This is a genomic window from Streptomyces aureoversilis (assembly GCF_042657885.1).
In the GTDB taxonomy this organism is placed as follows: Bacteria; Actinomycetota; Actinomycetes; order Streptomycetales; family Streptomycetaceae; genus Streptomyces; species Streptomyces aureoversilis.
The window spans coordinates 57,194-79,179 of sequence record NZ_JBHSKJ010000025.1; the positions used below are offsets into that span (position 1 = coordinate 57,194).

Below are 21,986 nucleotides of genomic sequence, written 5' to 3' on the forward strand. Positions count from 1 at the left end.
GCGGGCGGCCTTCACGATCTCTGCGACAGCCGGCACCCCACGCCGATACGCTGGAGCCGCGGACCAACACGTATGACGCGGGCGGTCGTCGGCATCCGTCGAAGGCCGCAGGACCGGACATGCGCGGCATTGGGGGCAGCAGTGGCAGCAGGGGATCCCTTCGACTTCAGCCCCGGGGCGCAGATCCCGCTCTCGGGCTCCTCGGGACAGACCGCGGCGACGCAGGCGCTCGCCTCCGCCGCCTACCGCGACGGACCGGTCGACCAGCTCCTCAAGGCCAACTCCGACTGGGCCAAGTCCGAGGTCAAGGCGCCCCGCATATCGCTCTTCGAGCCCAACCTGGGCGAGGCCTTCGCCCGCGCCGTCCAGCTGCGTGTGCTCGGCGGCGGCCGCAAGCCCCTCATCCAGTCCTTCGGCCTCGACCCGCAGCCCGTCGTCGAGCACTGCCTCGCGGCCAACCGCATCCGCAAGCAGCGCGACGCCAAACTCACCCTCATCATGGGCGTCTGCGGGCTGCTCTTCCTCCCCGGCGTCCTGCTCTGGCTCGGCGTCTTCCAGCTCCGCCGCACCATCGCCGGCGCCCAGAACAAGCGCGCCGGAGCCCTCGGCACGGCCCTCCTCGTGGCCCTCGGCATCCTCGCCGCCATCCTCCTGGTGAAGCTGCCCTTCCACGGCTTCTGGGCCTTCTACCTGCGCGCCATGATCATCGCCCCGCTCGTCGGCGGCTTCTGGGCGAAGACCGTCTGCGAGCGCACCGCCAAGGACCTCCGCGACCGCTGGACGGGCCTGCTCTCCGGCGGTGGCGTCGGCGCCAAGATCCCCGAAGCCGTCCCCAAGAACCCCGGCGAGACCGCCGCCGAGCGGCTCCGCCAGTCCCTGGAGCGCCTCGCCGCCGAGCAGCAGAGCAACGTCGCCTTCTACGCCGGCACCAAGGGCATCCTCGGCATGGGCACCCGCTGGGGCAGCTGGCACCTCGCCGAGGAGCTCGTCCCGCTCGACCCCGGCAAGGAGATCAACCCCTTCCGCAGCTGGGACGTCGTCCGCGCCATCCACGACCAGCTGCACCTCCTGGAGCGCAGCCCCCTGCACACCGGCGGCTTCCCCGCCCCCTCCGTCGAGCACTGGGTCGTCTCGGACGTCGGCGAGGGCGCCGGCGCCGTCTCCCGCCCCGAAGGCACCGACGGCTTCCAGATAAGGGGCGCCGAGCTCCAGAAGATCTGCAACGAGCAGCAGTTCGGCGCTGGCAGCCGGCACTACCTCGGCGTCCAGTTCGTCCTCTGGGACGGCCAGCTCGTCATCACCCTCCTGATCACCGTCACCGTCCTCCACAAGACCCTGCGCATCGAGGTCACCGGGCACGCCCTCGGCCCCGTCAGCGGCGTCTTCATGGGCAAGCCCGCCGCCCGCACCAAGACCACCCCCAAGACCATCAAGTTCTGGGAGAACCGGACCAGGACCCTCTCCGTCGTCCCGCCCCGCGAGATCGTCCGCCTCGCCGCCCGCGCCCCCCTCACCTGGTACCCCCCGCTCCTGGAGTACTGGGGCGGAAAGCTCGTCCTGCCCGAGCCGTTCGGCCTGCGGCACGCCTGGGCCGAGAAGCCCTGGCGGCACCGCTTCATGGCCGACGACGCCCTGCGCGCCACCACCCCCGTCCTGCGCGTGGTGCACGAGGCCGCCCTGCGCGTACTCAAGGAGCACGGCGTCAACACCGACCGCTTCAACAGCCGCGCCATGTCCCTCAGCGGCGCCGTCCAGGACGCCAAGCCGGGCGCAGCGGACGTCTACAACGCCTGACCGGCGCCCGCCCGCCGCGCCTGACCGGCCGTCACTCGCCGGGTCTCACCGGAAGATTCCGGTGTGGCCCAGCGAGTACCGGCCCGGCTGCGGATAGACGGCGAGGCCGTGCGGCCCCGCACCGACCGGGATCTTGGCGATCTGGTGCCCGTCCCGGGTGTCGATGGCGTACACCTCCGAGTCGTAACGCCCCGACAGCCACAGCACGTTGCCGTCCGCCGACACCCCGCCCATGTCCGGGCTCCCGCCCTCCGGCAGCTCCCACTTCTTCACCAGCTTGCGGCTCGGCAGGTCCAGCACCGAGACCGAACCCTCGCCCCGGTTGGAGATGTACATCGACTTCGAGTCCCGGCTCACGTACAGCCCGTGCGCGCCCTTGCCCGTCGGCATCAGCCACGGCTCGGTGAACTTGTCACCGTCCAGCACCCACACCCCGTCCGCCATCATGTCGGCGACGTACCAGGTCTTGCCGTCGGAAGCGATCTTCACGTCCTGCGGCATCGCGCCCTCGAACGGCAGCTTCTGCTGGCCGATCACCTTCATCTTCGCCGTGTCGACCTTCAGCAGCTCGCCCGAGAACTCGCACGAGACGATGAAGTACTTCCCGTCCGGCGAGAAGTCCGCGTGGTTCACCCCCTTGCACGACACCGGCTCCGTCTTCTTCCGCTTCATGGTCTGGGCGTCCCGGAACACCAGCTCCCGGTCCATCGACGCCATCACCACCGCGTACTTGCCGTCCGGCGTGAAGTAGAGGTTGTACGGGTCGTGGACGTCGACCGTCCGCCCCTTCTTCCCCGTGGCCGGGTCGATCGCCGTCAGCGTGTGACCGCGGTCGTTGTTCACCCACAGCGTCTTCATGTCCCACGACGGCACCACGTGCTGCGGCTGGTTCCCCACCGGGATCGTCTCGATCACCTTGTACGTCTTCGGGTCGATCACGCTCACCGTGTTCGACTCCGTGTTGGGCACGTACACCCGCGACGGGAAGTCCTTCACCACCGGCGACAGCTGATTGGGCCGGTCCGCCGCGTACAGGTCGTTCGGATCCAGCAGCGGCGGCATACCGGGCAGCCCCGCGGCCGGGGCGGCGCCCCGGCGCTCCTGCTGCTGCCCCTCCTTGTGGGGCGCGCGGTCGGCGGCCTCCGTACCGGAATCCCCGCCGCAGCCGGAGGCCAGCAGGGCGCAGGCGGCGGCGAACAGCACGGCACGGTGCACCCCGCGCAGACGCGGCCGGCGCAGAGAGCTCGGGAACGAGGAGAACTGGTTCATCAGGTCAGCAGCTCCGTTGTCGTCACCGCGCGCAGACCGCGGCGGTGCAGGCCGTCGAGGATCGCGGGCAGCGCGGCCACGGTGCCCGCGTGCCCGAAGTGCAGGCTCACCACCGACCCGGGCCGCACCGCCTTCAGCACGGTGCGCCGGACCGCCTCCGGCCCGGGATCGGTGAAGTCCAGGGAGTCCACGTCGTAGGAGAGAACGTGCGGATAGCCGGCCTGACGGGCCAGCCGGGCCACCTGCTCGGTGGCGAGCCGCGCCCGCGAGGGCCGGAACCAGCGGCCGATCCCGCCCGTCAGCCGCCGCAGCCGCTCCGCGCACTCGGTGATCTCCGCGGAGGCCGCGGCCGCGGGCATCGTGCAGATGTCGAGGTGGTGCATCGTGTGGTTGCCCAGCTCGTGGCCGCCGTCGAGGATCCGCCGTGCGAGCTGCGGATAGGCGTCCAGCCAGGTGCCCACGGCGAGCACGGTCACCCGCGCCCCGGCCCGCTCGGCCTCCCCCAGCAGCCCGGTGATGGGCTTCGGATCGCCCTGGCCGTGGAAGGTCAGCGCCACGTCCTTGCCGGTGCGGGGGCCGTGCTCGATCTGGGCGGGGAGCCCCGGCGGGAGCGGGGCGAGGGTGAGCGCGGGGGGCTTCGACACCGACGGCGCCCCGGACGCCGCAGGCTTCTTCGAGGCGCCCGGCTTACGGGACGCGCCCGGCTTGGTGGACGCACCGGGCTTGGCCGACGCACCCGGCCCGGCGGACCGCCCGGCCGACGCGCCGGCCCCTACGGACGGATCCGCCGCCCGGGCCCCCGACTCGCCGTCCGACCGGCCGCAGCCCGCGCCGGCGGCCCCGGCGAGGGCTCCGCCGGCGGCCGCGCGCAGCACGGTGCGGCGGTGAAGGAAGGTCACCGCACCATTAGAACTTCTTTTAATTAAGACTTTGGGACATTTGCCCGTTTTTCTCTGACGCGTGTCCTCAGGCGTCCGGCCAGGCGTCCGCGAGCATCTTGCGGGTGTCCGCCAGCAGTTGGGGCAGCACCTTGGTGTGGCCGATCACCGGCATGAAATTCGTGTCGCCGCCCCAGCGGGGGACCACGTGCTGGTGCAGATGAGCGGCGATGCCGGCACCGGCGGTGGCGCCCTGGTTCATGCCGATGTTGAACCCGTGCGCGCCGGAGGCGGTGCGCAGCGCGGTCATGGCCCGCTTGGTGAAGGCCGCGAGCTCGGCGGTCTCGGCGACGTCGAGCTCGGTGTAGTCGGCGACGTGCCGGAAGGGCACGACCATGAGGTGGCCGCCGTTGTACGGGTAGAGGTTCAGGACGGCGTAGACGCGCTCGCCCCGGGCGATGACCAGCCCGTCCTCGTCGCTCTTCTCCGGGATCGAGCAGAACGGGCAGCCGTCACCGGACCCCGGCCCGGTCGGCTTGTTCTCGCCTTGGATGTAGGCCATCCGGTGGGGCGTCCACAGTCGCTGGAACGCGTCCGGCGCCCCGACTCCGATCTGCTGCTCCGGCTCACTCGTCATGCTGTGCAGCATATGGGCCCCGGAGCGCCGTCGACGCTCCGGGGCCCGTTCGTCCCTGATTCCCGGGTCAGACCTGGACGCGGTCCTCGACGGCCTTGAGGATCTCGGCCAGCGCCTCGGCGCGCGGGATGCCGTTCTTCTGCGAGCCGTCGCGGTAGCGGAAGGAGACCGTGCCCGCGTTCATGTCGTCGTCACCGACGATGATCATGAACGGAACCTTGAGCTTCTGGTGGTTGCGGATCTTCTTCTGCATGCGGTCCGAGGAGGCGTCCACCTCGACCCGCAGGCCCTTCTTCTTCGCCTCGGCGGCGAACTCCTGCAGGTACTCGACGTGGGCGTCGCCGATCGGGATGCCGACCGCCTGCACCGGAGCCAGCCACGCCGGGAACGCACCCGCGTAGTGCTCCAGGAGCACCGCGAAGAAGCGCTCGATCGAGCCGAACAGCGCGCGGTGGATCATGACGGGCTGCTGGCGCGAGCCGTCCGCCGAGGTGTACTGCAGGTCGAAGCGCTCGGGCAGGTTGAAGTCGAGCTGGATGGTCGACATCTGCCAGGTGCGGCCGATCGCGTCCTTGGCCTGGACGGAGATCTTCGGGCCGTAGAAGGCCGCGCCGCCCGGGTCGGCGACGAGCTCCAGGCCCTGCTTCTCGGCCACCTTGCGCAGCGTCTCGGTGGCCTCCTCCCAGGCCTCGTCCGAGCCGACGAACTTCTCCGGGTCCTTGGTGGACAGCTCCAGGTAGAAGTCGTTCAGACCGTAGTCGCGCAGCAGGTCCAGGACGAAGGTGAGGGTGCGGTCGAGCTCCTCGCCCATCTGCTCGCGGGTGCAGTAGATGTGCGCGTCGTCCTGCGTGAAGCCGCGGGCGCGGGTGAGGCCGTGCACGACGCCCGACTTCTCGTACCGGTACACGGTCCCGAACTCGAACAGCCTCAAGGGCAGCTCGCGGTACGAGCGTCCCCGGGCGTCGAAGATCAGGTTGTGCATCGGGCAGTTCATGGGCTTGAGGTAGTAGTCCACGCCCTCGTCGAGCTGCATGGGCGGGTACATGCCGTCGGCGTACCAGTCCAGGTGGCCCGAGGTCTCGAAGAGCTTCCCCTTGGTGGCGTGGGGGGTGTAGACGAACTCGTACCCCTCTTCCTCGTGCCGCTTGCGGGAGTAGTCCTCCATGACCCGGCGGATGATGCCGCCCTTGGGGTGGAAGACGGCCAGGCCCGAGCCGATCTGCTCCGGGATCGAGAAGAGGTCCAGCTCCGAGCCGAGGCGGCGGTGGTCGCGCTTCTCGGCCTCCGCCAGGAAGTCCAGGTGTGCCTTCAGCTCGTCCTTCGACGGCCACGCGGTGCCGTAGATGCGCTGGAGCATGGGGTTCTTCTCGCTGCCGCGCCAGTACGCGGCGGCGTTGCGCATGAGCTTGAACGCCGGGATGACACGGGTGGTGGGCAGGTGCGGGCCCCGGCACAGGTCACGCCAGCACAGCTCGCCGGTCTTCGGGTCCAGGTTGTCGTAGATCGTCAGCTCGCCGGCGCCGACCTCGACGTCCGCGCCGTCGTCGTGCGAGGCGGAGCCCTTGAGGCCGATCAGCTCCAGCTTGTACGGCTCGGCCGCAAGCTCGTCGCGGGCCTCCTCGTCGGTGACGACGCGGCGGGAGAACTTCTGCCCGCGCTTCTGGATCTCCTGCATGCGCTTCTCGATCGCCTTGAGATCCTCAGGCGTGAACGGCCTCTCGACGTCGAAGTCGTAGTAGAAGCCGTCCTTGACCGGCGGGCCGATGCCCAGCTTGGCCTCGGGGAAGAGCTCCTGCACGGCCTGGGCCATGACGTGCGCGGTCGAGTGGCGCAGGATGTCGAGGCCGTCCTTGGAGGAGATCTCGACGGCCTCGATCTCCTCGCCGTCGGCGACGACGTACGCGAGGTCCTTGAGCTCGCCCGCGACGCGCGCGGCGACGACGGTGCGCTCACCGGCGAAGAGCTCGGCGGCCGTCGTGCCCGTCGTCACCACGCGCTCTTCCCGCTCGGAATCGCGTTGGATGATCACACGGACGTCTGACACCGGTCTCTCCTGACGTATGGGTCGCGGCAGCGGTCACTGCGCGCCTGAATCGTACCGAGAGCGGCAGCCTGGTCGCGAAACGGTTTACCGGGCGGCCGGGGAGGGGCCGGTCTCACTCGCCGCCGCACGCCTCCTCGAAGAAGTCGATGTTCTCGTGCAGCGACTTCAGCAGGCGGTCCCGCTCGCCGTCGTCGACCCGTACGGGCATGACGTCGCGGGCGTCGGTCAGGCGCCGGAAGCCGCCCGTGCTCTCCAGGCGGCCGCTCATGCGGACGGGCATGCCGAGGAGGTGGGCGTGGCCGGCGATCCGGTAGTCGTCCTCGTCGAGGGTGGCGCGGACCTGGGGCACGTCCACGCCGGCGAGGATCCTCAGCCGTACGGTTCCGGGGCCGCCCCGGTCCTCGCGGCGCATGCGGACGACGGCTCCGGTGAGCTGCACGGCGACGGGCGGCTCGTCCCGGATGTAGCGGGCCCCGGCCTCGCGGAGCACGGGGAGGTCGCCGGGGCCGAACGCGACCGGCTCGGGGCGGGCGGCGAAGCCGTCGGGCGGGCCGGCCGCGGGTGCCCAGTGCAGGGTGATGCGGATGCCTTCGGAGCCGCGGACGAGTTCGGCGATGGCTTCGGTCAGCTCCTGGCAGACGCCCGCCTCGACGGCCGGTTCGAAGGCGTCGGGCGCGCCGGTGGCCCGCTGGCGGTCGGTGGCGTCGCGGGCCGCGTAGAGGGCGCGCAGGAGTGCGGTGGTGACCGGCCTGCCGTCGGGGCCGGGAGCCGCGCCCGGGCCGACGGGCAGGAAGGCGGTCAGCTCCCGGCCGCCGGCGGCGGTGCCGGTCAGCAGGCGGCCGAGGGCGGTCTCGGCCTGCCGGCGGTGGCGCGCGCCGTGGTAGCCGGCCGTGCCGCGCGCGGCCAGGGCGGCGGCGAGGAGCAGGGCGCGGGCGCCGGCGCGCAGCTGTTCCTGGGCGGCCCAGGCGGCCGCGGGCGCCTCGGGCTCGGGGGCGTCCCGCTGCCAGTGGATCTCGTCGACGGGGGTGTGCAGGGCGATGAGGACGTCGCGCGCCGAGGGTGCGGGGCTGTGGCGCAGCGCGGCGAGCGCCTCGGCGACGAGGTCGGCGCTGTCGGGGTAGGCGCGGCTGTCGGGGACGAGCAGGCTGGTGCGCCCGCGGGCGCCGGCGGCGTCGGGCGGCGTCCAGCGGCTGTACGGGCCGGCTGCCGCGCCGCGGCGGCGCCAGCCGTGGCGGGCGAGGAGGGCCGCGAGGACGGCGGGGTCGGCGGTTTCGGGCGGGGGGCCGCCGGGCGGGGTGTGCCGGGGGTGGCGCGAGGGCTCGGTCGGCCGGTGCATCAGGGTCTCCCTCCCGCCCCGACCCGCGTCATGATCTCGCAGAGTGCGCGGTCGTCGAAGACGCGTGTGGCCGGGATCCGCACGGTGGTCCGGCGTCTGCCGGTCACGGGGTGGCCGGCGAGGTTGGTCCAGTAGCAGCAGTGCCTCAGGTGGAGGCTGTCGTGGCCGGCGCGCAGCCAGTCGTCGCGCGATCTCGGCACGATCATCACGACGAGGATCTTGTGGACGGCGACGGGGGTGCGGGCGAGCTTGGCCAGGTGGTCGTTGTCGAGGGTGAAGGCGAAGGTGGGCGCCGGGACGACGGGGACGGCCGGGAGCTCCGCGGCGGGGGCCCGGGGCGGCGGCCGCACGGCCGGGCGGGGGCCGAGCTGGTAGGTGCACTTGAGCTGCACCTTGATGGTGACCTCGTCGTCGACGGCGTGGCCGGGGGCGGTGTGGCTGATGTGCCAGTCGATGCCGTGGTCGGGGAAGGGCTGGGCCAGTGAGCAGCCCGCGGCCGCGGCGACGGCGTGCAGGTAGCCGATCTGGAGCGTCTCCATGCAGGCGGTGGTGGCGAGCGAGCCGCGTACGAGGGCGGGTGCGGCGGGCTCGGGAAGCTCAGACAGCAGCCCGCCCGGTTCGGGCCGCGGGAACGCCATGTCCGAATCCTTCCGGGCGTCTTCGGGCGTTCGATCCGTACAACCGTGTTGTTTCCTTCGCAACTCCCTTGCAAACAACGGCGGTTCGCAGTGGTTCGTGGCCGGGTATCACCTGGCGGGGAGGGTGAAACACGCCATTCGCCGGGCAAGTGCGAGGAGTTGGAACATGTGCTGGTTCGAGGGACCACTCGCCGCGTTCGACACCGAGACCACCGGAGTGGATGTCGAGCACGACCGGATCGTGTCGGCGGCCCTCGTGGTGCAGTCCGCGGCCGAGGCCGCACCGGTCGTGACGCGCTGGCTGGTCGACCCGGGGGTCCCGGTGCCCGAAGGGGCCACTGCGATACACGGGCTGACGGACGCCTACCTGCAGCGGAACGGCCGGTGGCCGGCGCCGGTGGTGGAGGAGGTGGCGCGGGCGCTGGCGGTGCAGTCGGCGCGCGGGACGCCGCTGGTGGTGATGAACGCCCCGTTCGACCTGACGCTGCTGGACCGCGAGTTGCGGCGCCACCGCGCCTCGTCTCTGGCGGACTACCTGGGGGCCGCACCGCTGTGCGTGATGGACCCGTGGGTGCTGGACAAGCACCTGGACCGCTACCGCAAGGGGCGGCGGACGCTGACGGATCTGTGCGCACAGTACGGGGTGGAGCTGACGGGCGCGCACGACGCGGCGTCGGACGCGCTCGCGGCGCTGCAGGTGGTGCGGGCGGTGGGCCGCCGGTTCGCGGCCCGGCTGGAGCGGCTGAGCCCGGCGGAGCTGCACGCCCGGCAGGCGGTGTGGCACGCGGCACAGGCGCGCGGTCTGCAGGCGTGGTTCGCGCGGAACGGGACGGAGGAGGCGTGCGACCCGGCCTGGCCGTTGCGGCCGTCGCTGCCGGCCGCCGCGTGAGCGGCGCTCCGGGCGTCACGAGAGCCGCGCGCACGGGCGTGCGGAACACGGGCGTGCGGACGGGCAACGCACAAGGCCGGTCCGTCTCTTGACGGACCGGCCTTGCCTGCGTGTGGGCGATACTGGGATCGAACCAGTGACCTCTTCGGTGTGAACGAAGCGCTCTCCCGCTGAGCTAATCGCCCGGGATTCGTGCGGGGTTTCCCCCGGCAACGCACTGAACAATACAGGTCGCGGCGGCTCTCCATCAAATCCCCCGGGTGGCGCCGGCCAGCAGGGCCCGCAGGCCGCGCCGGCCGGCGCGCATCATCCACGCGTGGTTGGCCACGAAGAGGGGCCTGGCGGGCAGGGCGAGCCGTCTGAGCAGGGGCTTGCGGGCCTCCACGTCCTGCTCGAAGCGGGCGGTGCAGCCGGCGGTGCCGTGCGGGAGGACGGTCCAGCGGGCCCAGCCCTCGATGTCGCCGGTCATGGCGATCTCGAGGACGCGGGCGACGGGGTCGTGGCGGCGGGCGCGGACGGCCACGGTCAGGTCGTAGGGGAGGAAGGAGCGCACGCGGGCGGTGCCGGTGGCGGCGTCGGCCCGGTTGACCTCGCGGATCTGCGGCCACCAGGCGGGATAGCCGTCCACGGCTTCGAGGCGGGCGTAGACGGCGTCGGGCGGGGCGGCCAGGGCCCATGCGCCGTGGAAGCGGTAGCGGTGGGAGGGGGCCAGGGCCGCGGCCAGGAAGGGCATGGGGCCAGCGGACACCCAAAGACCGAGGGTCCGCAAGGGGTGAGCCTTGCGGACCCTCGGTCCTGTCGTGTGGGCGATACTGGGATCGAACCAGTGACCTCTTCGGTGTGAACGAAGCGCTCTCCCGCTGAGCTAATCGCCCGGGCGCACCGCAAACATTACCGCATGTCAGACGGTGCTTTGAACCGGCGGCGGGCCGGTCAGCCGCCCACCTTCCACGGCATGACCATGCCGAACTTCCAGAGGTAGATCCCGAGGAGGGCGCCGGCGATCACCAGGCCCGTCACGGTGAGGATGATGTTGCGCCGCCGGACCCGGGGGTCGAGGGCGCGCTGGGCCGCCTCGGTGACCTTCCGCTTGGTCCAGCGCAGCACGAGCTGGGCCCAGACGAACTCCGTCGCCCAGATGGCCATGCCTCCGAAGATCACGAGCCAGCCCGGGCCGGGCAGGGGCAGCATGATGATGCCCGCGACGACGACGGCCAGGCCGACGATGAAGACGCCCACCTGCCAGCTCACGTGCAGGGGCCGCGAGCGCTTGATGAAGTGGGGCGCGCGCGATCCGAGGGCGGGCTCTCCCGCGCCCCCGTCCTTCGTCCCGTCCCCCGTCGCGGCGTCCTGCCGCCGGTCACTCTCCGCATTCATGAGCCCCAACCTACCGGACCGATCCCGAACTCACCGGAATGGCCGTATTCCCCGTCGGGCGACTGGGCCGTCCGAGGTATCCGAACAGCCTCAAAACGGTCAGAGGGGTTTACAACGGCACCGTAGGTGGCATGTCGATTTCGCCGACGTGCGAATCCCCGAGCGCACACTGAGCGAAAGGCCCTGGCGCTTATGAACACCACGGTCAGCTGCGAGCTGCACTTGCGCCTCGTCGTGTCGAGCGAATCCTCACTGCCTGTCCCCGCAGGCCTGCGGTACGACACGGCCGATCCGTATGCCGTGCACGCCACGTTCCACACCGGAGCCGAAGAGACGGTCGAATGGGTCTTCGCCCGCGACCTCCTCGCCGAAGGCTTGCACCGGCCCACAGGCACCGGCGACGTCCGCGTCTGGCCGTCCCGCAGCCACGGTCAGGGCGTCGTGTGCATCGCGCTGAGCTCTCCCGAGGGCGAGGCGCTGCTGGAGGCCCCTGCGCGGGCCCTGGAGTCCTTCCTCAAGCGGACGGACGCCGCGGTGCCGCCGGGCACCGAGCACCGTCACTTCGACCTGGACACCGAGCTCTCCCACATCCTGGCGGAGAGCTGAGTCCGGGCCGGGGCTGACCCGGAGCGCGCCAGCCCACTCGGGGAGGCTGCGCGCCACATCTCGCACACAGGGCACGGCACGGCGCCGTCGTCCGCGGACCGCTCCGCGGACGACGGCGCCGTCGCGACCGGGGGCCGCACAGATGCCGCCCAGCCAGTAAGGTCGTGGGCCGCGGTCGAACACTTGCCGCCTCCGTCCGGCCAGGGAGCGTACGAACGTGCAGATCAACCACGACACCAAGGCTGCGCTCGACTCCGTCGTCGACCTCCTCAACACGGGTCCGCAGGACCTGGCGGAGCTGCGGGCCTTCACGGAGCGGCACGGCATCATCACGGTCGAGGCGCTGCGGGACCGCGATGTCGCGGCGGTGCGGTCGATACGCGAGCGGTTCGGACGGATCTTCGACGCCGCGAGCACGGGGGAGGCGGCCCGGCTGATCAACGAGCTGGTGGCCGAGGCCGGCACCACACCGCAGCTGAGCGAGCACGACGGCTACGACTGGCACGTGCACTACTTCGCGCCCGGCGCGGCGGTGGCCGAGAACCTCGCCGCGGACGGCGCCATGGCGCTGGCGTTCCTGCTGGTCGCCGGCGAGCGCGACCGGCTGCGGCGGTGCAACGCGCCGGACTGCGGGCACGCCTTCGTGGACCTGTCCCGCAACCGCTCGCGGCGCTACTGCGACGGCCGCACGTGCGGGAACCGGCTGCACGTCGCGGCCTACCGGGCGCGGCGCCGGGGCGCCGAGTCCGCGGACTCCGGCGCGTCGGTCTGATTCCGGGCAGAACGAGCTCGGTATCAGGGTGGAATCGGGGCGGAATCGGAGCGGGATCCCGCTTCTCCGCCGGATGCACGGGGAAAATACGGGCGGGCGAATACGCACCCGGTGAATTACCCGGAAAACAGTCGCCGGGTACGCCGCCGACACCGGCGTCCCGGTGTACTGATCGGATGGTCCGTCATATTCCGTGCTTCTTGAGAATCGCCTCGATATCCGAGAAGTCCTCGCCGTCGCCCGATTTCTTCGCCCCGCCCTGCGGACTGCCCGCGGCGCGGCCCGGGCGCAGTGACGGAGCGGAAGCGGCGGGGGCCATGGCATCGCGCTGCGCAGCGGCCGCCGCGGCCTTGCGCTCCTTGCGGCCGCCCCCGGCACCGCGGCGCTCGGCCGCCCTGCTCACCACGAACAGCAGGGCCGAGAGCGCGAGGATCCCGAAGCCGGCCCAGACGCTCGGTTTGAAGACGACGTCGGTGAGCCACTCCACGACCCCGGTCAGGACCAGCCCGATGGGGACGAGGGAGAAGGCCGCGATCCGCGTCGCCGCGAGGAAGCGCCGGCGGTAGGCCGTCAGCGCGGCGATGCCGAGGCCCGCCGCGGACACCGCGGCGCAGATGGTCGAGATCAGCATCGGTCTCCTCCTGGACTTGGCTTGCGGGCTCGCCCTTCCATCGTGCACCTCCCGCCGCCGGCCGGGCCATGGCCGGACGGCCGGCTCAGGGAGATCTCGGGGTCATCCCTGACGGCCCGGGAAGACGGCAGGAGATCCGGGCGGGCCCGGGAAGAGCCCGGGAAGGCCGGGAAAAGGCCGAGGAGGGGCGAGGAGGCCCGGGGAGACCCGGAGGGCCGCCGCCCCCGCCGCCTGGAAGACTGGCCGCATGAGCGAGACCAACACCGCCCCCGTCGTCCTCGACGTGTGGTGCGAGCTGCAGTGCACCGACTGCCGTACGGCCCTGGACGACCTGCGGGCGCTGCGCGCACGCTACGGCGACCGTCTGGACGTGCGGCTGCGGCACTTCCCCCTGGAGAAGCACAAGCACTCCTACGCCGCCGCGCAGGCCGCCGAGGAGGCGGCCGAGCAGGGGCAGGGCTGGCCGTACGCCGAGGCGGTGCTCGCGCGGGCCGAGGAGCTGGCCGAGCGCGGCGAGAAGCTGCTGGTCGAGGCGGCCGGCGGGCTCGGGCTGGACGCCGGGGAGGTGGACACGGCCCTGGTGGACGGCCGGCACATGCTGATCGTCGACGCGGACCAGGCCGAGGGCAAGGCCATCGGCGTGACCGGCACCCCCACATACGCCATCGGCGGCGAGCTGCTGGACGGCAGCAAGAACCAGGACGGGCTGCGGGAGCGCATCGAGGAGATCGCCGACCGGCTGCTGGCGGAGCGCAGCGAATCGTAGGGGGCCGTGGGGGCCGTAGGGGGCGTAGCGGCCCGCCGGGAGGCCGCCGCTAGAGCAGCGGCTTGTACAGGTGGTGCGTGGTGGGCAGGTAGCCCAGCGACTCGTACAGCCGCAGCGCCGGGGTGTTGCCGGCGAAGACGTTGAGGCCGAGGGTCCGCGCGCCGTGCGCGAGGACCTCGGCCTCCGCCAGCAGCATCAGGGACCTGCCGTGGCCGCGGCCCCGGTGCGCGGGCACGACCGCGACGTCGAAGACGTAGGCGTCCGGTGTGTCCGGGTCCTCGTCGCGCAGTGCCACCCAGAGGGTGCCGACAGCGGTGCCCTCGTGCGTGAGGACGCGCAGCACGGTGCCGGCGGTGGCGGGGCCGTCGGGCAGCAGCGCGCGCTCGTCCGCCTCGGCCTTGGCGTGGGCCTGCTCGGCCGGGACGCCGCGGTCGACCCACTCCTGCACGTAACCGGCGCGGGACTCCTCCCGCCAGCCCGCGTACTCGGCGTCGGCCATCGGCCGTCCCTCGCTGCCCTCGGGCAGCCGTGGGGCGGCGGTCAGCGTTTTGACCATGTTGCGGCTGCGTTCGACGTAGCCGAGGGCGCCGGCGAGCCCGAGACCGACCTCGGCGCCGGCGTCGACGGACACCTCGATGCGGGTGCAGCCCCAGCCGCGCAGCACCTCCTCGGCGGCGAGCGCGGCGACCGTGCCGCGGCCGCGGTGCCGGTCGCGCTCGTCGATGGAGAGCCGGACGATGCGGCCGGCGGCCGGGCCGAAGCGGTGGTCGGTGGCGAGGTCGACGGCGCCCACGGGCCTGCTGTTGACGCAGACCTCGTACGAGCGGGACCGGGCGCCGCCGGGGCCGCGCTGCTCGGGTGCGGTGGGCCGCAGGGTGGTGGTCACCTTGGTGTTGTACCGGTCCGGCGGCCGCGCGTCACGGGGTTTACGGGGAGCGGTGTGCGCCCGCGCAGCCCTACCGGTCCTTGCAGCCGTTGCCGCCCTTACGGGTCGAGGTCCGCCGCCGCCTGCTCGTCGAAGGTCCGGGCGGCCTTGGCCGTCACCGGGCCGGGGACGGCGGGCAGTTCCCGGCCGTCGACGGCGCGCACGGCCTGGACGTCGCGGAGGGTGGAGGTCAGGAAGACCTCCTCGGCGCGCTCCAGGACGTCGTAGGGCAGGTCGGTCTCCTTGGCCCCGGTCCACTCCAGGACGAGGGCGCGGGTGATGCCGGCGAGGCACCCGGAGGCGAGGGGCGGGGTGTGCAGCTCGCCGTCGAGGACGACGAAGACGTTGGAGGCGGTGCCCTCGCACAGCGCCCCGGCGGTGTTGGCGAGCAGCGCCTCGCCGGCGCCGTGCTCCTTGGCGCGGGCGAGGGCGACGACGTTCTCGCCGTAGGAGGTGGACTTGATGCCGGCGAGCGCGCCGCGTTCGTTGCGGGTCCAGGGCACGGTCACGACGGCGGTGGTGTCGGGGCGCCGCGGCGTCCCGGCGACGGCTACGACGAGGGTGGGGCGGGCTTCACCGCGCTCGGAGCCGAGGGGGGCGAGGCCGCCGGTGTAGGTGATGCGCAGCCGGCCGAGCGGCATGGGGTTGGCGTCGAGGACGGCCGCGCAGGCGTGCCGGATCTCGTCGAGGTCGGGCTCGGGAAGGCCCAGGGCGCGGGCGGAGGCGGTCAGCCTGGCGAGGTGGCGGGTGAGGGCGAAGGGACGGCCCTGGACGGCCTTGAGCGTCTCGAAGACGCCGTCGCCGACGGTCAGACCGTGGTCGAGGACCGAGACGCGCGCGCCGTCGGCGTCCTGCAGCGAACCATTGAGCCAGATCGTCACCGTATCGTCCCTCCGAGCGGCTGATGGGTGCCGGTGCCCGACGCTATCGCGAGCAGCCGCGAAGCCTTGAGCTCCGTCTCGGCCCACTCGCGCTCGGGGTCGGAGCCCCAGGTGATGCCGGCGCCGGTGCCGAAGCGGAGGACGGGGCCGGGGGCGGCGGTGCGGTCGATCCAGAAGGTGCGGATGCCGACGGCGAGCTGGCCGGTGCCGCGGTCGGCGTCGACCCAGCCGACCCCGCCGCAGTAGGGGCCGCGGGGGGCCGTCTCCAGGGCCCGGATGATCTGCAGGGCGCTCTCCTTGGGGGCGCCGGTGACCGAGCCGGGCGGGAAGGTGGCCGAGAACAGTTCGGCCCACCCGGCGCCGTCGGCGATCCTGCCGCGCACGGTGGAGACGAGGTGGACCAGCCCGGGGTGGGGCTCGACCGCGCAGAGCGCGGGAACGGTCACGGAGCCGGTGGCGCACACGCGCCCGAGGTCGTTGCGGACGAGGTCCACGATCATCACGTTCTCGGCGTGGTCCTTCTCCAGCAGGTCCGCGGCGGTGCGGCCGGTGCCCTTGATCGGGCCGGACTCGACGGTGCGGCCGGTGCGGCGCAGATAGAGCTCGGGGGAAGCGGTGGCGACCTCGACGCCGTGGGCGGGCAGGCGGACGCAGCCCGCGTAGGGGGCGGGGTTGTCGCGCGCGAGGAGGGAGGTGAGGGCGTCCACGTCGGCCGCGGCGGGGTCGGGCAGCGGCGCGCTCAGGACGCGGCAGAGGTTCGCCTGGTAGACCTCGCCGGCCGCGATGTGCTCGCGGATGCGGCGGACGCCCGCGGTGTAGGCGGCGCGGTCCAGGGAGCTGGTCCAGTCCCCGGCGGCCGGGCCGCGCCACTGGACGGAGGCCGCGGGACGGGGCGGGGCGGGCCGCACGTCGCCGAAGCGCGCGCAGGTCAGCCGCCCCTCGAAGTCCGCGACCACCGCCCACCAGCCCGTGGACTCCAGGGCTGCCGGGTCGCGGGTGACATCGCGCAGATCGGTGGCGAGGAGGCCGCCGAAGCGGGCCATCGGAGGGAGGCTCGGGGGGAAGCTGTGCACGTCATCGAGTCTATGGCGGGGGCGTCCGGAGCGGCCCGGGCGAACAATCAGGGCAGCACGCTGCGGAAACGGAATTTGAGCTGGCGCTGGAATCCGCTAGAGTTCAACACGTCGCCGGGACGCGGAAGCGGACCGGACAGACACTGCGGACGTAGCTCAGTTGGTAGAGCACCACCTTGCCAAGGTGGATGTCGCGAGTTCGAGTCTCGTCGTCCGCTCGAGTTGGGGGATCTTCCCGAACCCCCGCACTCCTGGTGGAGTGGCCGAGAGGCGAGGCAACGGCCTGCAAAGCCGTCTACACGGGTTCAAATCCCGTCTCCACCTCCAAGGACGATTAGCTCAGCGGGAGAGCGCTTCCCTGACACGGAAGAGGTCACTGGTTCAATCCCAGTATCGTCCACCAGGGTCTTCACCGACCTTCCCGCGCGATTAGCTCAGCGGGAGAGCGCTTCCCTGACACGGAAGAGGTCACTGGTTCAATCCCAGTATCGCGCACGCTACCTGCGGAAACGCAGTGCATCCCGGACGATTAGCTCAGCGGGAGAGCGCTTCCCTGACACGGAAGAGGTCACTGGTTCAATCCCAGTATCGTCCACCAGGGTCTTCACGGACCCTCCCGCGCGATTAGCTCAGCGGGAGAGCGCTTCCCTGACACGGAAGAGGTCACTGGTTCAATCCCAGTATCGCGCACACCGATCGGCCGGAGGCCGGGGCTCAAGGGCTCCGGCCTCCGGCCGTTTCCGCAGGCGGCAAGGCCGATGAGAAACAGGTGGCAATACGAAGGGCCGGGCGCCTCCCCAGGTGCCCGGCCCTTCGTGCCGTCCGCCGTACCCCCGTCCCCACGGGGTTGATCCGCCGGCTTGTCCCCGGCCCGGGCCGCTCTCCCGGGCCCGGGGCGCTCAGCGCCCCAGCATTCCGGCGACGGACGACGCTTGTGTGACGACGGCGTCCCAGCCGCCGAAGAGGACGGCGAGGAACGCCGCCAGGGGCACCACCATGGCCACGGCCACCGCCGGGTGCCGGGTGCCGGAGGGCCTGGGGGCGAAGAGGCCCGTGACCAGGTCGGCGGCCCGGTGACCGCGCGACCGGATGACCGTACGTCCCGCCGTGTCCGCCATGGTTCCGCTCCTGGTGTGTGGTGGGCCCGTCCCCTGCCGTGTGAAGTCGCACGAGCGGCGGGCGTCTGACCTCGGGGGACGAGTGCTGCACCCGCCGCTCGACCTCAACACTAGGGGCGCGGGCCCGGCCGGGCGTCATGCCCTCGTATCGATTGGCGGGCATCCGGGAGGATGAGCGGACGCCGGGCGGCTACTCCCCTGGTTGGACACGGGTGTCCCCCGCCCTTGGGGTCTTCCCGGAGGGGGCACCCGGAGGCGGCCGGGAATCCGCCAGGCCGGAGTGACTTCGGTCACTTCCGGCCCGCCCCCGGCCTTAACGATCTTCACGGTCCCGGCGGCCCCTCCCCTGCCCGCCGCACACGCCCCAGCCGCCCCTCCCGCCTCGGCCGGAACGGGGGGCTCCGGGCCGGGCGCGGCCCCAATCCCCCCTCGGCGGCGGCCCCTTGGCGCCGCTCCCCCGCGCCGGGGGTGCGCGACCGCCGCCCCGGGCCCGCGGCCCGCCGCCCGCGCCGGGTGCGGGCAATCCACTCGCCGACGCATGCGCGGCCTATCAGCGCGCCCGCCCGTCAATCCGTAAGCTGTGCCACGTCAGACGGACCGGGCAGCGGGGATGAAGATGGCGATGATGCGGCTCCGGCGCGAGGACCCGCGTGTCGTCGGCTCGTTCCGGCTTCACCGCCGGCTCGGCGCGGGCGGCATGGGCGTGGTGTACCTCGGCTCCGACCGGCGCGGGCAGCGCGTGGCGCTGAAGGTGATCCGGCCGGACCTCGCCGAGGACCAGGAGTTCCGCTCGCGGTTCGCGCGCGAGGTGCAGGCGGCCCGGCGCATCCGCGGCGGCTGTACGGCGCGGCTGGTGGCCGCCGACCTGGACGCGGACCGCCCGTGGTTCGCGACGCAGTACGTGCCGGGGCCCTCCCTGCACGACAAGGTGAACGAGGAGGGGCCGCTGTCGGCGGCTCAGACCGCCTCCATCGGGGCGGCGTTGGCCGAGGGTCTGCTCGCCGTGCACGACGCGGGCGTGGTCCACCGGGACCTCAAGCCCTCGAACATCCTGCTGTCCCCCAAGGGCCCCCGCATCATCGACTTCGGCATCGCGTGGGCGACCGGCGCGAGCACCCTGACCCACGTGGGCACGGCGGTGGGCTCGCCCGGCTTCCTCGCCCCCGAACAGGTGCGCGGCGCCGCCGTCACCCCCGCCACGGACGTCTTCGCCCTCGGCGCGACCCTCGCCTACGCCTCCACCGCGGACTCACCCTTCGGCCAGGGCAGTTCGGAGGTCATGCTCTACCGGGTCGTCCACGAGGAGCCGCAGCTCATGGCCGTACCGGACGCCCTGGCGCCGCTGATCCACGCATGCCTGGCCAAGGACCCCGAGGAGCGGCCGAGCACGCTGCAGCTGTCGCTGCGGCTGAAGGAGATCGCCGCCCGCGAGGCGCAGGGCCTCTCCGAGGGCCGGCACCCCCTGGCGCGGCGCGAGCCCGACCGGCCGTCGGGCCGCCGGGCCTCGGACTATGCGGAGCAGCGCACCGAGCGGCCCACGGTCAAGGCGCCCGCGCCGCACCCGCACGTCCCGCAGGGCCGGCCCGAACCCGGCCGCCGCCCGGCTGCGCGGCCGGGCCGGGCCAACGGGGCGCCCGGGCCCGGGCAGTCCGGCCGGGGCGCCGCCGGGGCCGCGTCCCGGCGCGGCGGGCAGCCCGCGGCCCGTACGGGCTCCGGCAACCGGCGGCCGGCGCGGGACCCGCGGCTGCTGCGGCAGCGGCTGACCGTCTTCGTGGTGGTGACGCTGCTGGTCGCGCTGGGCATCGCCGTCGCGCAGGGCTGCCAGGGTCCCGAGCGGAACACGGACGGGCTGCAGCGGGTGCCTTCGGTATCCAGGAGCGACCAGCCTGGACAACAGGGACAGCAGGAACAGCAGGGACGGCAAGGACAACAGGGACAGCCCGGGCAGCAGGGCTTCTTCGGGGCGCCGGGCGGGCACTGACCGCCGGCCGCCGGCAGGGCTCGCGCAGGCGCGTACTGCCCGGTCCGCCGGACGGGCCCTCAGCCCTGCGACCCCCGGTCCTGCGGTCCTCAGCCCTGCGGGCGGCCCGCCGTCACCGCGTAGAACGACACGGCCGCCGCCGCGCCCACGTTGAGCGAGTCGATGCCGTGGGCCATGGGGATGCGCACCCACTCGTCCGCCGCCATCAACGCGCGCGTGGACAGGCCCTCGCCCTCGGCGCCCAGCATGAGGGCGACCCGCTCCAGCCGGTGCGGGGCCGCCGCGTCGATGGACGTGGCCTTCTCGTCCGGGGTGAGGGCCAGGATCCGGAAGCCCGCCTCGCGCACGGTCTCCAGGTCGCGCGGCCAGGTCTCCAGGCGCGCGTAGGGCACGGAGAAGACGGCGCCCATGGAGACCTTCACCGAACGCCGGTAGAGCGGGTCCGCGCAGTCCGGGGAGAGCAGGACCGCGTCCATGCCGAGGGCCGCCGCGCTGCGGAAGATGGCCCCGATGTTCGTGTGGTCGTTGACCGCCTCCATGACGGCGACGCGGCGCGTGCTCCGCAGCAGCTCCGCGGCCGACGGCAGGGGCTTGCGCTGCATGGAGGCGAGGGCCCCGCGGTGGACGTGATAGCCCGTCACCCGCTCGGCGAGGTCGGGGCTCACGGCGTACACGGGGGCCGGCGCCTCGTCGATGACGTCGCGCATGACGTCGACCCACTTGGCCGACAGCAGCATCGAGCGCATCTCGTACCCGGCGTGGCGGGCGCGCCGGATGACCTTCTCGCCCTCGGCGATGAAGAGCCCCTCGGCGGGTTCGCGGCGGCGGCGCAGCTCGACGTCGGTCAGGCCCGTGTAGTCGTGCAGGCGCGGGTCGTCGGGTTCGTCGATGGTGATGATGTCGGCCATGTTCTCGGTCCTCGGTGCGGGGTGCTCGGTCGTCGCGGGGCGGTGCGGTGCGGTGGGCTCTAGCGGCCGGTTCCGGTGCCGATCGTCACCACGTCGCCGATGACGATGACCGCGGGGGGCCGTATGCCTTCCGCCGCGACGCGCTCGCCGACGGTCGCCAGCGTCGCGTCGACGCGCCGCTGGGCGGCGGTGGTGCCCTCCTGCACGACGGCGACGGGCGTGGCGGCGGGGCGGCCGTGCCGGACGAGGACCTCGGCGATGGCCCCGATGTTCTCGACGGACATCAGCAGGACGAGGGTGCCGCGGAGCCTGGCGACGGCCTCCCAGTCCACCAGGGACCGCGGGTCGTCGGGCGCGACGTGGCCGCTGACGACCGTGAACTCGTGCGCGACGCCGCGGTGGGTGACGGGGATGCCGGCGGCGCCGGGGACGCTGATGGTGCTGGAGATGCCGGGGACGACGGTGCACGGGATGCCGTGCTCGGCGAGCGCCTGGGCCTCTTCCATGCCACGGCCGAAGACGAAGGGGTCGCCGCCCTTGAGGCGCACGACCGACTTGCCGGCCCTGGCGTGCTCGATCAGGGCGTTGTTGATGGCCTCCTGGGCCATGAAGCGGCCGTACGGGATCTTCGCGGCGTCGATGACCTCGACGTGCGGGGGGAGCTCGTCGAGGAGGTCGCGCGGGCCGAGGCGGTCGGCGATGACGACGTCGGCCTGGGCGAGGAGGCGGCGGCCGCGCACGGTGATGAGGTCGGGGTCGCCGGGGCCACCGCCGACGAGGGCGACGTGCCCGGGGCCGGTGGCGGTGCCGTGGCCGTCACCGGCGCCCGCGGTGTGGGTGCGGAAGTGCGGGGCGGTCAGGGAGCCGTCGCGCAGGCCCTCGATGATCGCGTCGCGGACGGCGGCGGAGCGGCGGGGGTCGCGGCCGGTGAGCACGGCGACGGTGACGCCCTCGCTGCGGCCGGTGGCGGGCGTCCAGGCGGAGGCGGCGTCCGCGTCGTCGCTGCGCACGGCCCACACGCGGCGGGCCTCGGCCTCGGCGGAGGCGGCCCGGTTGGCCTCCGGGTCGTCGGTGGAGATCAGGGCGTACCAGGCGCCGTCGAGGTCGCCGTCCCGGTAGCGGCGGCGCTCCCAGCGCAGTTCGCCGGTGTCGGCCATCGCTTCGACGGAGGGGGTGGCGGAGGGGGAGACGAGGAGGACGTCCGCGCCCGCGGCGAGCAGGGCGGGCAGCCGGCGCTGGGCGACCTGCCCGCCGCCGAGGACGACGACGCGGCGGCCGGAGAGGCGCAGTCCGACGGGGTAGGCGACGGCTTCGTTGTGCTCGGCCATGGGCGTGCGGGTCTCCTCGTGGGCGGGCGAATGCGCTGGTGGGGACACCCTACGGTGCGACGGGGGGTCGGGGGCGGGGTGGGACGGGCGCTCCCGCCGGCGGCAAGTGGCGAAAGCCCCACGTGCCGGCGGCAC

At 73.0% G+C, this 21,986-nt stretch carries 21 protein-coding genes and 8 tRNA genes; 12 read left to right on the forward strand and 17 right to left on the reverse strand.

All coding sequences use genetic code 11. From position 1 onward, the window contains the following. The first annotated feature begins 72 nt into the window (after window positions 1-72). Window positions 73-1,794, forward strand: coding sequence for a hypothetical protein (locus ACFPP6_RS32080; protein WP_382049814.1), 1,722 nt, complete (start codon window positions 73-75; stop codon window positions 1,792-1,794). Window positions 1,795-1,839: 45 nt separating this feature from the next. On the opposite strand, the gene ACFPP6_RS32085 is transcribed toward ACFPP6_RS32080, so the two are convergent. The 6 genes from ACFPP6_RS32085 to ACFPP6_RS32110 form a co-directional block, all read right to left on the reverse strand. After that, a complete protein-coding gene (locus tag ACFPP6_RS32085; protein WP_382049816.1) occupies window positions 1,840-3,063 on the reverse strand; it encodes a YVTN family beta-propeller repeat protein in 1,224 nt (407 codons plus the stop codon). Further along, window positions 3,063-3,962, reverse strand: coding sequence for a polysaccharide deacetylase family protein (locus tag ACFPP6_RS32090; RefSeq protein WP_382049817.1), 900 nt, complete (start codon window positions 3,960-3,962; stop codon window positions 3,063-3,065). Before ACFPP6_RS32090 ends, ACFPP6_RS32085 begins: the two co-directional genes overlap by 1 nt. Before the next feature lie 67 nt (window positions 3,963-4,029). Continuing rightward, the gene (locus ACFPP6_RS32095; protein ID WP_382049819.1) at window positions 4,030-4,590 is read right to left on the reverse strand and encodes an HIT family protein; all 561 of its coding nucleotides are present in this window, start codon (window positions 4,588-4,590) and stop codon (window positions 4,030-4,032) included. Window positions 4,591-4,645: 55 nt separating this feature from the next. Continuing rightward, complete coding sequence (thrS, locus tag ACFPP6_RS32100) at window positions 4,646-6,622, reverse strand: threonine--tRNA ligase (RefSeq protein ID WP_382049821.1); 1,977 nt, start codon at window positions 6,620-6,622, stop codon at window positions 4,646-4,648. A gap of 112 nt (window positions 6,623-6,734) precedes the next feature. Next, window positions 6,735-7,958 (reverse strand): serine/threonine-protein kinase, encoded by a 1,224-nt coding sequence (locus ACFPP6_RS32105; protein ID WP_382049823.1) that lies wholly within the window; start codon window positions 7,956-7,958, stop codon window positions 6,735-6,737. Further along, window positions 7,958-8,596 carry a DUF4365 domain-containing protein gene (locus tag ACFPP6_RS32110; protein ID WP_382049825.1) on the reverse strand — a complete coding sequence of 213 codons (639 nt, stop codon included), beginning with the start codon at window positions 8,594-8,596 and terminating at the stop codon, window positions 7,958-7,960. The genes ACFPP6_RS32105 and ACFPP6_RS32110 overlap by 1 nt, the downstream gene beginning before the upstream one ends. 166 nt (window positions 8,597-8,762) lie before the next feature. Between ACFPP6_RS32110 and ACFPP6_RS32115 the strand changes: the two genes are divergently transcribed. Next, on the forward strand, window positions 8,763-9,485 hold the full coding sequence (locus tag ACFPP6_RS32115) for a 3'-5' exonuclease (protein WP_382049827.1): 723 nt from the start codon (window positions 8,763-8,765) through the stop codon (window positions 9,483-9,485). 113 nt (window positions 9,486-9,598) lie between these two features. On the opposite strand, the gene ACFPP6_RS32120 is transcribed toward ACFPP6_RS32115, so the two are convergent. From ACFPP6_RS32120 to ACFPP6_RS32135, 4 genes are all read right to left on the reverse strand, one after another. After that, window positions 9,599-9,670 (reverse strand) — tRNA-Val (locus ACFPP6_RS32120). Between the two features lie 62 nt (window positions 9,671-9,732). After that, complete coding sequence (locus tag ACFPP6_RS32125; RefSeq protein ID WP_382049829.1) at window positions 9,733-10,218, reverse strand: SRPBCC family protein; 486 nt, start codon at window positions 10,216-10,218, stop codon at window positions 9,733-9,735. Between the two features lie 70 nt (window positions 10,219-10,288). Continuing rightward, window positions 10,289-10,360 (reverse strand) — tRNA-Val (locus ACFPP6_RS32130). A gap of 58 nt (window positions 10,361-10,418) precedes the next feature. Further along, on the reverse strand, window positions 10,419-10,862 hold the full coding sequence (locus tag ACFPP6_RS32135) for a TIGR02611 family protein (protein WP_382049831.1): 444 nt from the start codon (window positions 10,860-10,862) through the stop codon (window positions 10,419-10,421). A 192-nt stretch (window positions 10,863-11,054) separates the two neighbouring features. On the opposite strand from ACFPP6_RS32135, the gene ACFPP6_RS32140 reads away from it, so the two are divergent. Further along, entirely contained in the window at window positions 11,055-11,468 is a 414-nt protein-coding gene (locus tag ACFPP6_RS32140) for an SsgA family sporulation/cell division regulator (RefSeq protein WP_003959770.1), read from the forward strand. 217 nt (window positions 11,469-11,685) lie between these two features. Further along, a complete protein-coding gene (locus tag ACFPP6_RS32145) occupies window positions 11,686-12,240 on the forward strand; it encodes a CGNR zinc finger domain-containing protein (RefSeq protein ID WP_382049833.1) in 555 nt (184 codons plus the stop codon). A gap of 184 nt (window positions 12,241-12,424) precedes the next feature. Here the strand turns inward: ACFPP6_RS32145 and ACFPP6_RS32150 are convergent, their stop codons facing one another. Continuing rightward, the gene (locus ACFPP6_RS32150; RefSeq protein ID WP_382049835.1) at window positions 12,425-12,871 is read right to left on the reverse strand and encodes a hypothetical protein; all 447 of its coding nucleotides are present in this window, start codon (window positions 12,869-12,871) and stop codon (window positions 12,425-12,427) included. A 247-nt stretch (window positions 12,872-13,118) separates the two neighbouring features. Between ACFPP6_RS32150 and ACFPP6_RS32155 the strand changes: the two genes are divergently transcribed. Then, complete coding sequence (locus ACFPP6_RS32155; RefSeq protein ID WP_382049837.1) at window positions 13,119-13,637, forward strand: DsbA family protein; 519 nt, start codon at window positions 13,119-13,121, stop codon at window positions 13,635-13,637. Window positions 13,638-13,686: 49 nt separating this feature from the next. Here ACFPP6_RS32155 and ACFPP6_RS32160 read toward each other — a convergent pair whose 3' ends face one another. From ACFPP6_RS32160 to ACFPP6_RS32170, 3 genes are all read right to left on the reverse strand, one after another. Then, complete coding sequence (locus ACFPP6_RS32160; protein ID WP_382049839.1) at window positions 13,687-14,523, reverse strand: GNAT family N-acetyltransferase; 837 nt, start codon at window positions 14,521-14,523, stop codon at window positions 13,687-13,689. Window positions 14,524-14,621: 98 nt separating this feature from the next. Further along, complete coding sequence (locus ACFPP6_RS32165; protein ID WP_382049841.1) at window positions 14,622-15,443, reverse strand: aminotransferase class IV; 822 nt, start codon at window positions 15,441-15,443, stop codon at window positions 14,622-14,624. Continuing rightward, window positions 15,440-16,486 (reverse strand): chorismate-binding protein, encoded by a 1,047-nt coding sequence (locus ACFPP6_RS32170; RefSeq protein ID WP_382049880.1) that lies wholly within the window; start codon window positions 16,484-16,486, stop codon window positions 15,440-15,442. Before ACFPP6_RS32170 ends, ACFPP6_RS32165 begins: the two co-directional genes overlap by 4 nt. A 175-nt stretch (window positions 16,487-16,661) precedes the next feature. On the opposite strand from ACFPP6_RS32170, the gene ACFPP6_RS32175 reads away from it, so the two are divergent. The 6 genes from ACFPP6_RS32175 to ACFPP6_RS32200 all read left to right on the forward strand — a co-directional run bounded on the left by ACFPP6_RS32175 (window position 16,662) and on the right by ACFPP6_RS32200 (window position 17,206). Next, window positions 16,662-16,734: transfer RNA gene (locus tag ACFPP6_RS32175), tRNA-Gly, on the forward strand. A gap of 35 nt (window positions 16,735-16,769) precedes the next feature. Then, window positions 16,770-16,843: transfer RNA gene (locus tag ACFPP6_RS32180), tRNA-Cys, on the forward strand. Between the two features lies 1 nt (window position 16,844). After that, window positions 16,845-16,919, forward strand: a tRNA-Val gene (locus ACFPP6_RS32185). A gap of 20 nt (window positions 16,920-16,939) precedes the next feature. Continuing rightward, window positions 16,940-17,011 (forward strand) — tRNA-Val (locus ACFPP6_RS32190). Window positions 17,012-17,039: 28 nt separating this feature from the next. After that, window positions 17,040-17,114: transfer RNA gene (locus tag ACFPP6_RS32195), tRNA-Val, on the forward strand. Window positions 17,115-17,134: 20 nt separating this feature from the next. Then, window positions 17,135-17,206, forward strand: a tRNA-Val gene (locus ACFPP6_RS32200). Window positions 17,207-17,415: 209 nt separating this feature from the next. Here the strand turns inward: ACFPP6_RS32200 and ACFPP6_RS32205 are convergent. After that, window positions 17,416-17,634, reverse strand: a complete 219-nt coding sequence (locus ACFPP6_RS32205; RefSeq protein ID WP_179080133.1) for a hypothetical protein — start codon at window positions 17,632-17,634, stop codon at window positions 17,416-17,418. Between the two features lie 616 nt (window positions 17,635-18,250). On the opposite strand from ACFPP6_RS32205, the gene ACFPP6_RS32210 reads away from it, so the two are divergent. Beyond that, window positions 18,251-19,615, forward strand: coding sequence for a serine/threonine-protein kinase (locus ACFPP6_RS32210; protein ID WP_382049882.1), 1,365 nt, complete (start codon window positions 18,251-18,253; stop codon window positions 19,613-19,615). A gap of 89 nt (window positions 19,616-19,704) precedes the next feature. On the opposite strand, the gene ACFPP6_RS32215 is transcribed toward ACFPP6_RS32210, so the two are convergent. Both ACFPP6_RS32215 and cobA read right to left on the reverse strand, forming a co-directional pair. Further along, window positions 19,705-20,523, reverse strand: coding sequence for a TrmH family RNA methyltransferase (locus tag ACFPP6_RS32215; RefSeq protein WP_382049844.1), 819 nt, complete (start codon window positions 20,521-20,523; stop codon window positions 19,705-19,707). 59 nt (window positions 20,524-20,582) lie between these two features. Continuing rightward, window positions 20,583-21,851 (reverse strand): uroporphyrinogen-III C-methyltransferase, encoded by a 1,269-nt coding sequence (cobA, locus tag ACFPP6_RS32220; RefSeq protein ID WP_382049846.1) that lies wholly within the window; start codon window positions 21,849-21,851, stop codon window positions 20,583-20,585. Window positions 21,852-21,986 lie beyond the last annotated feature (135 nt).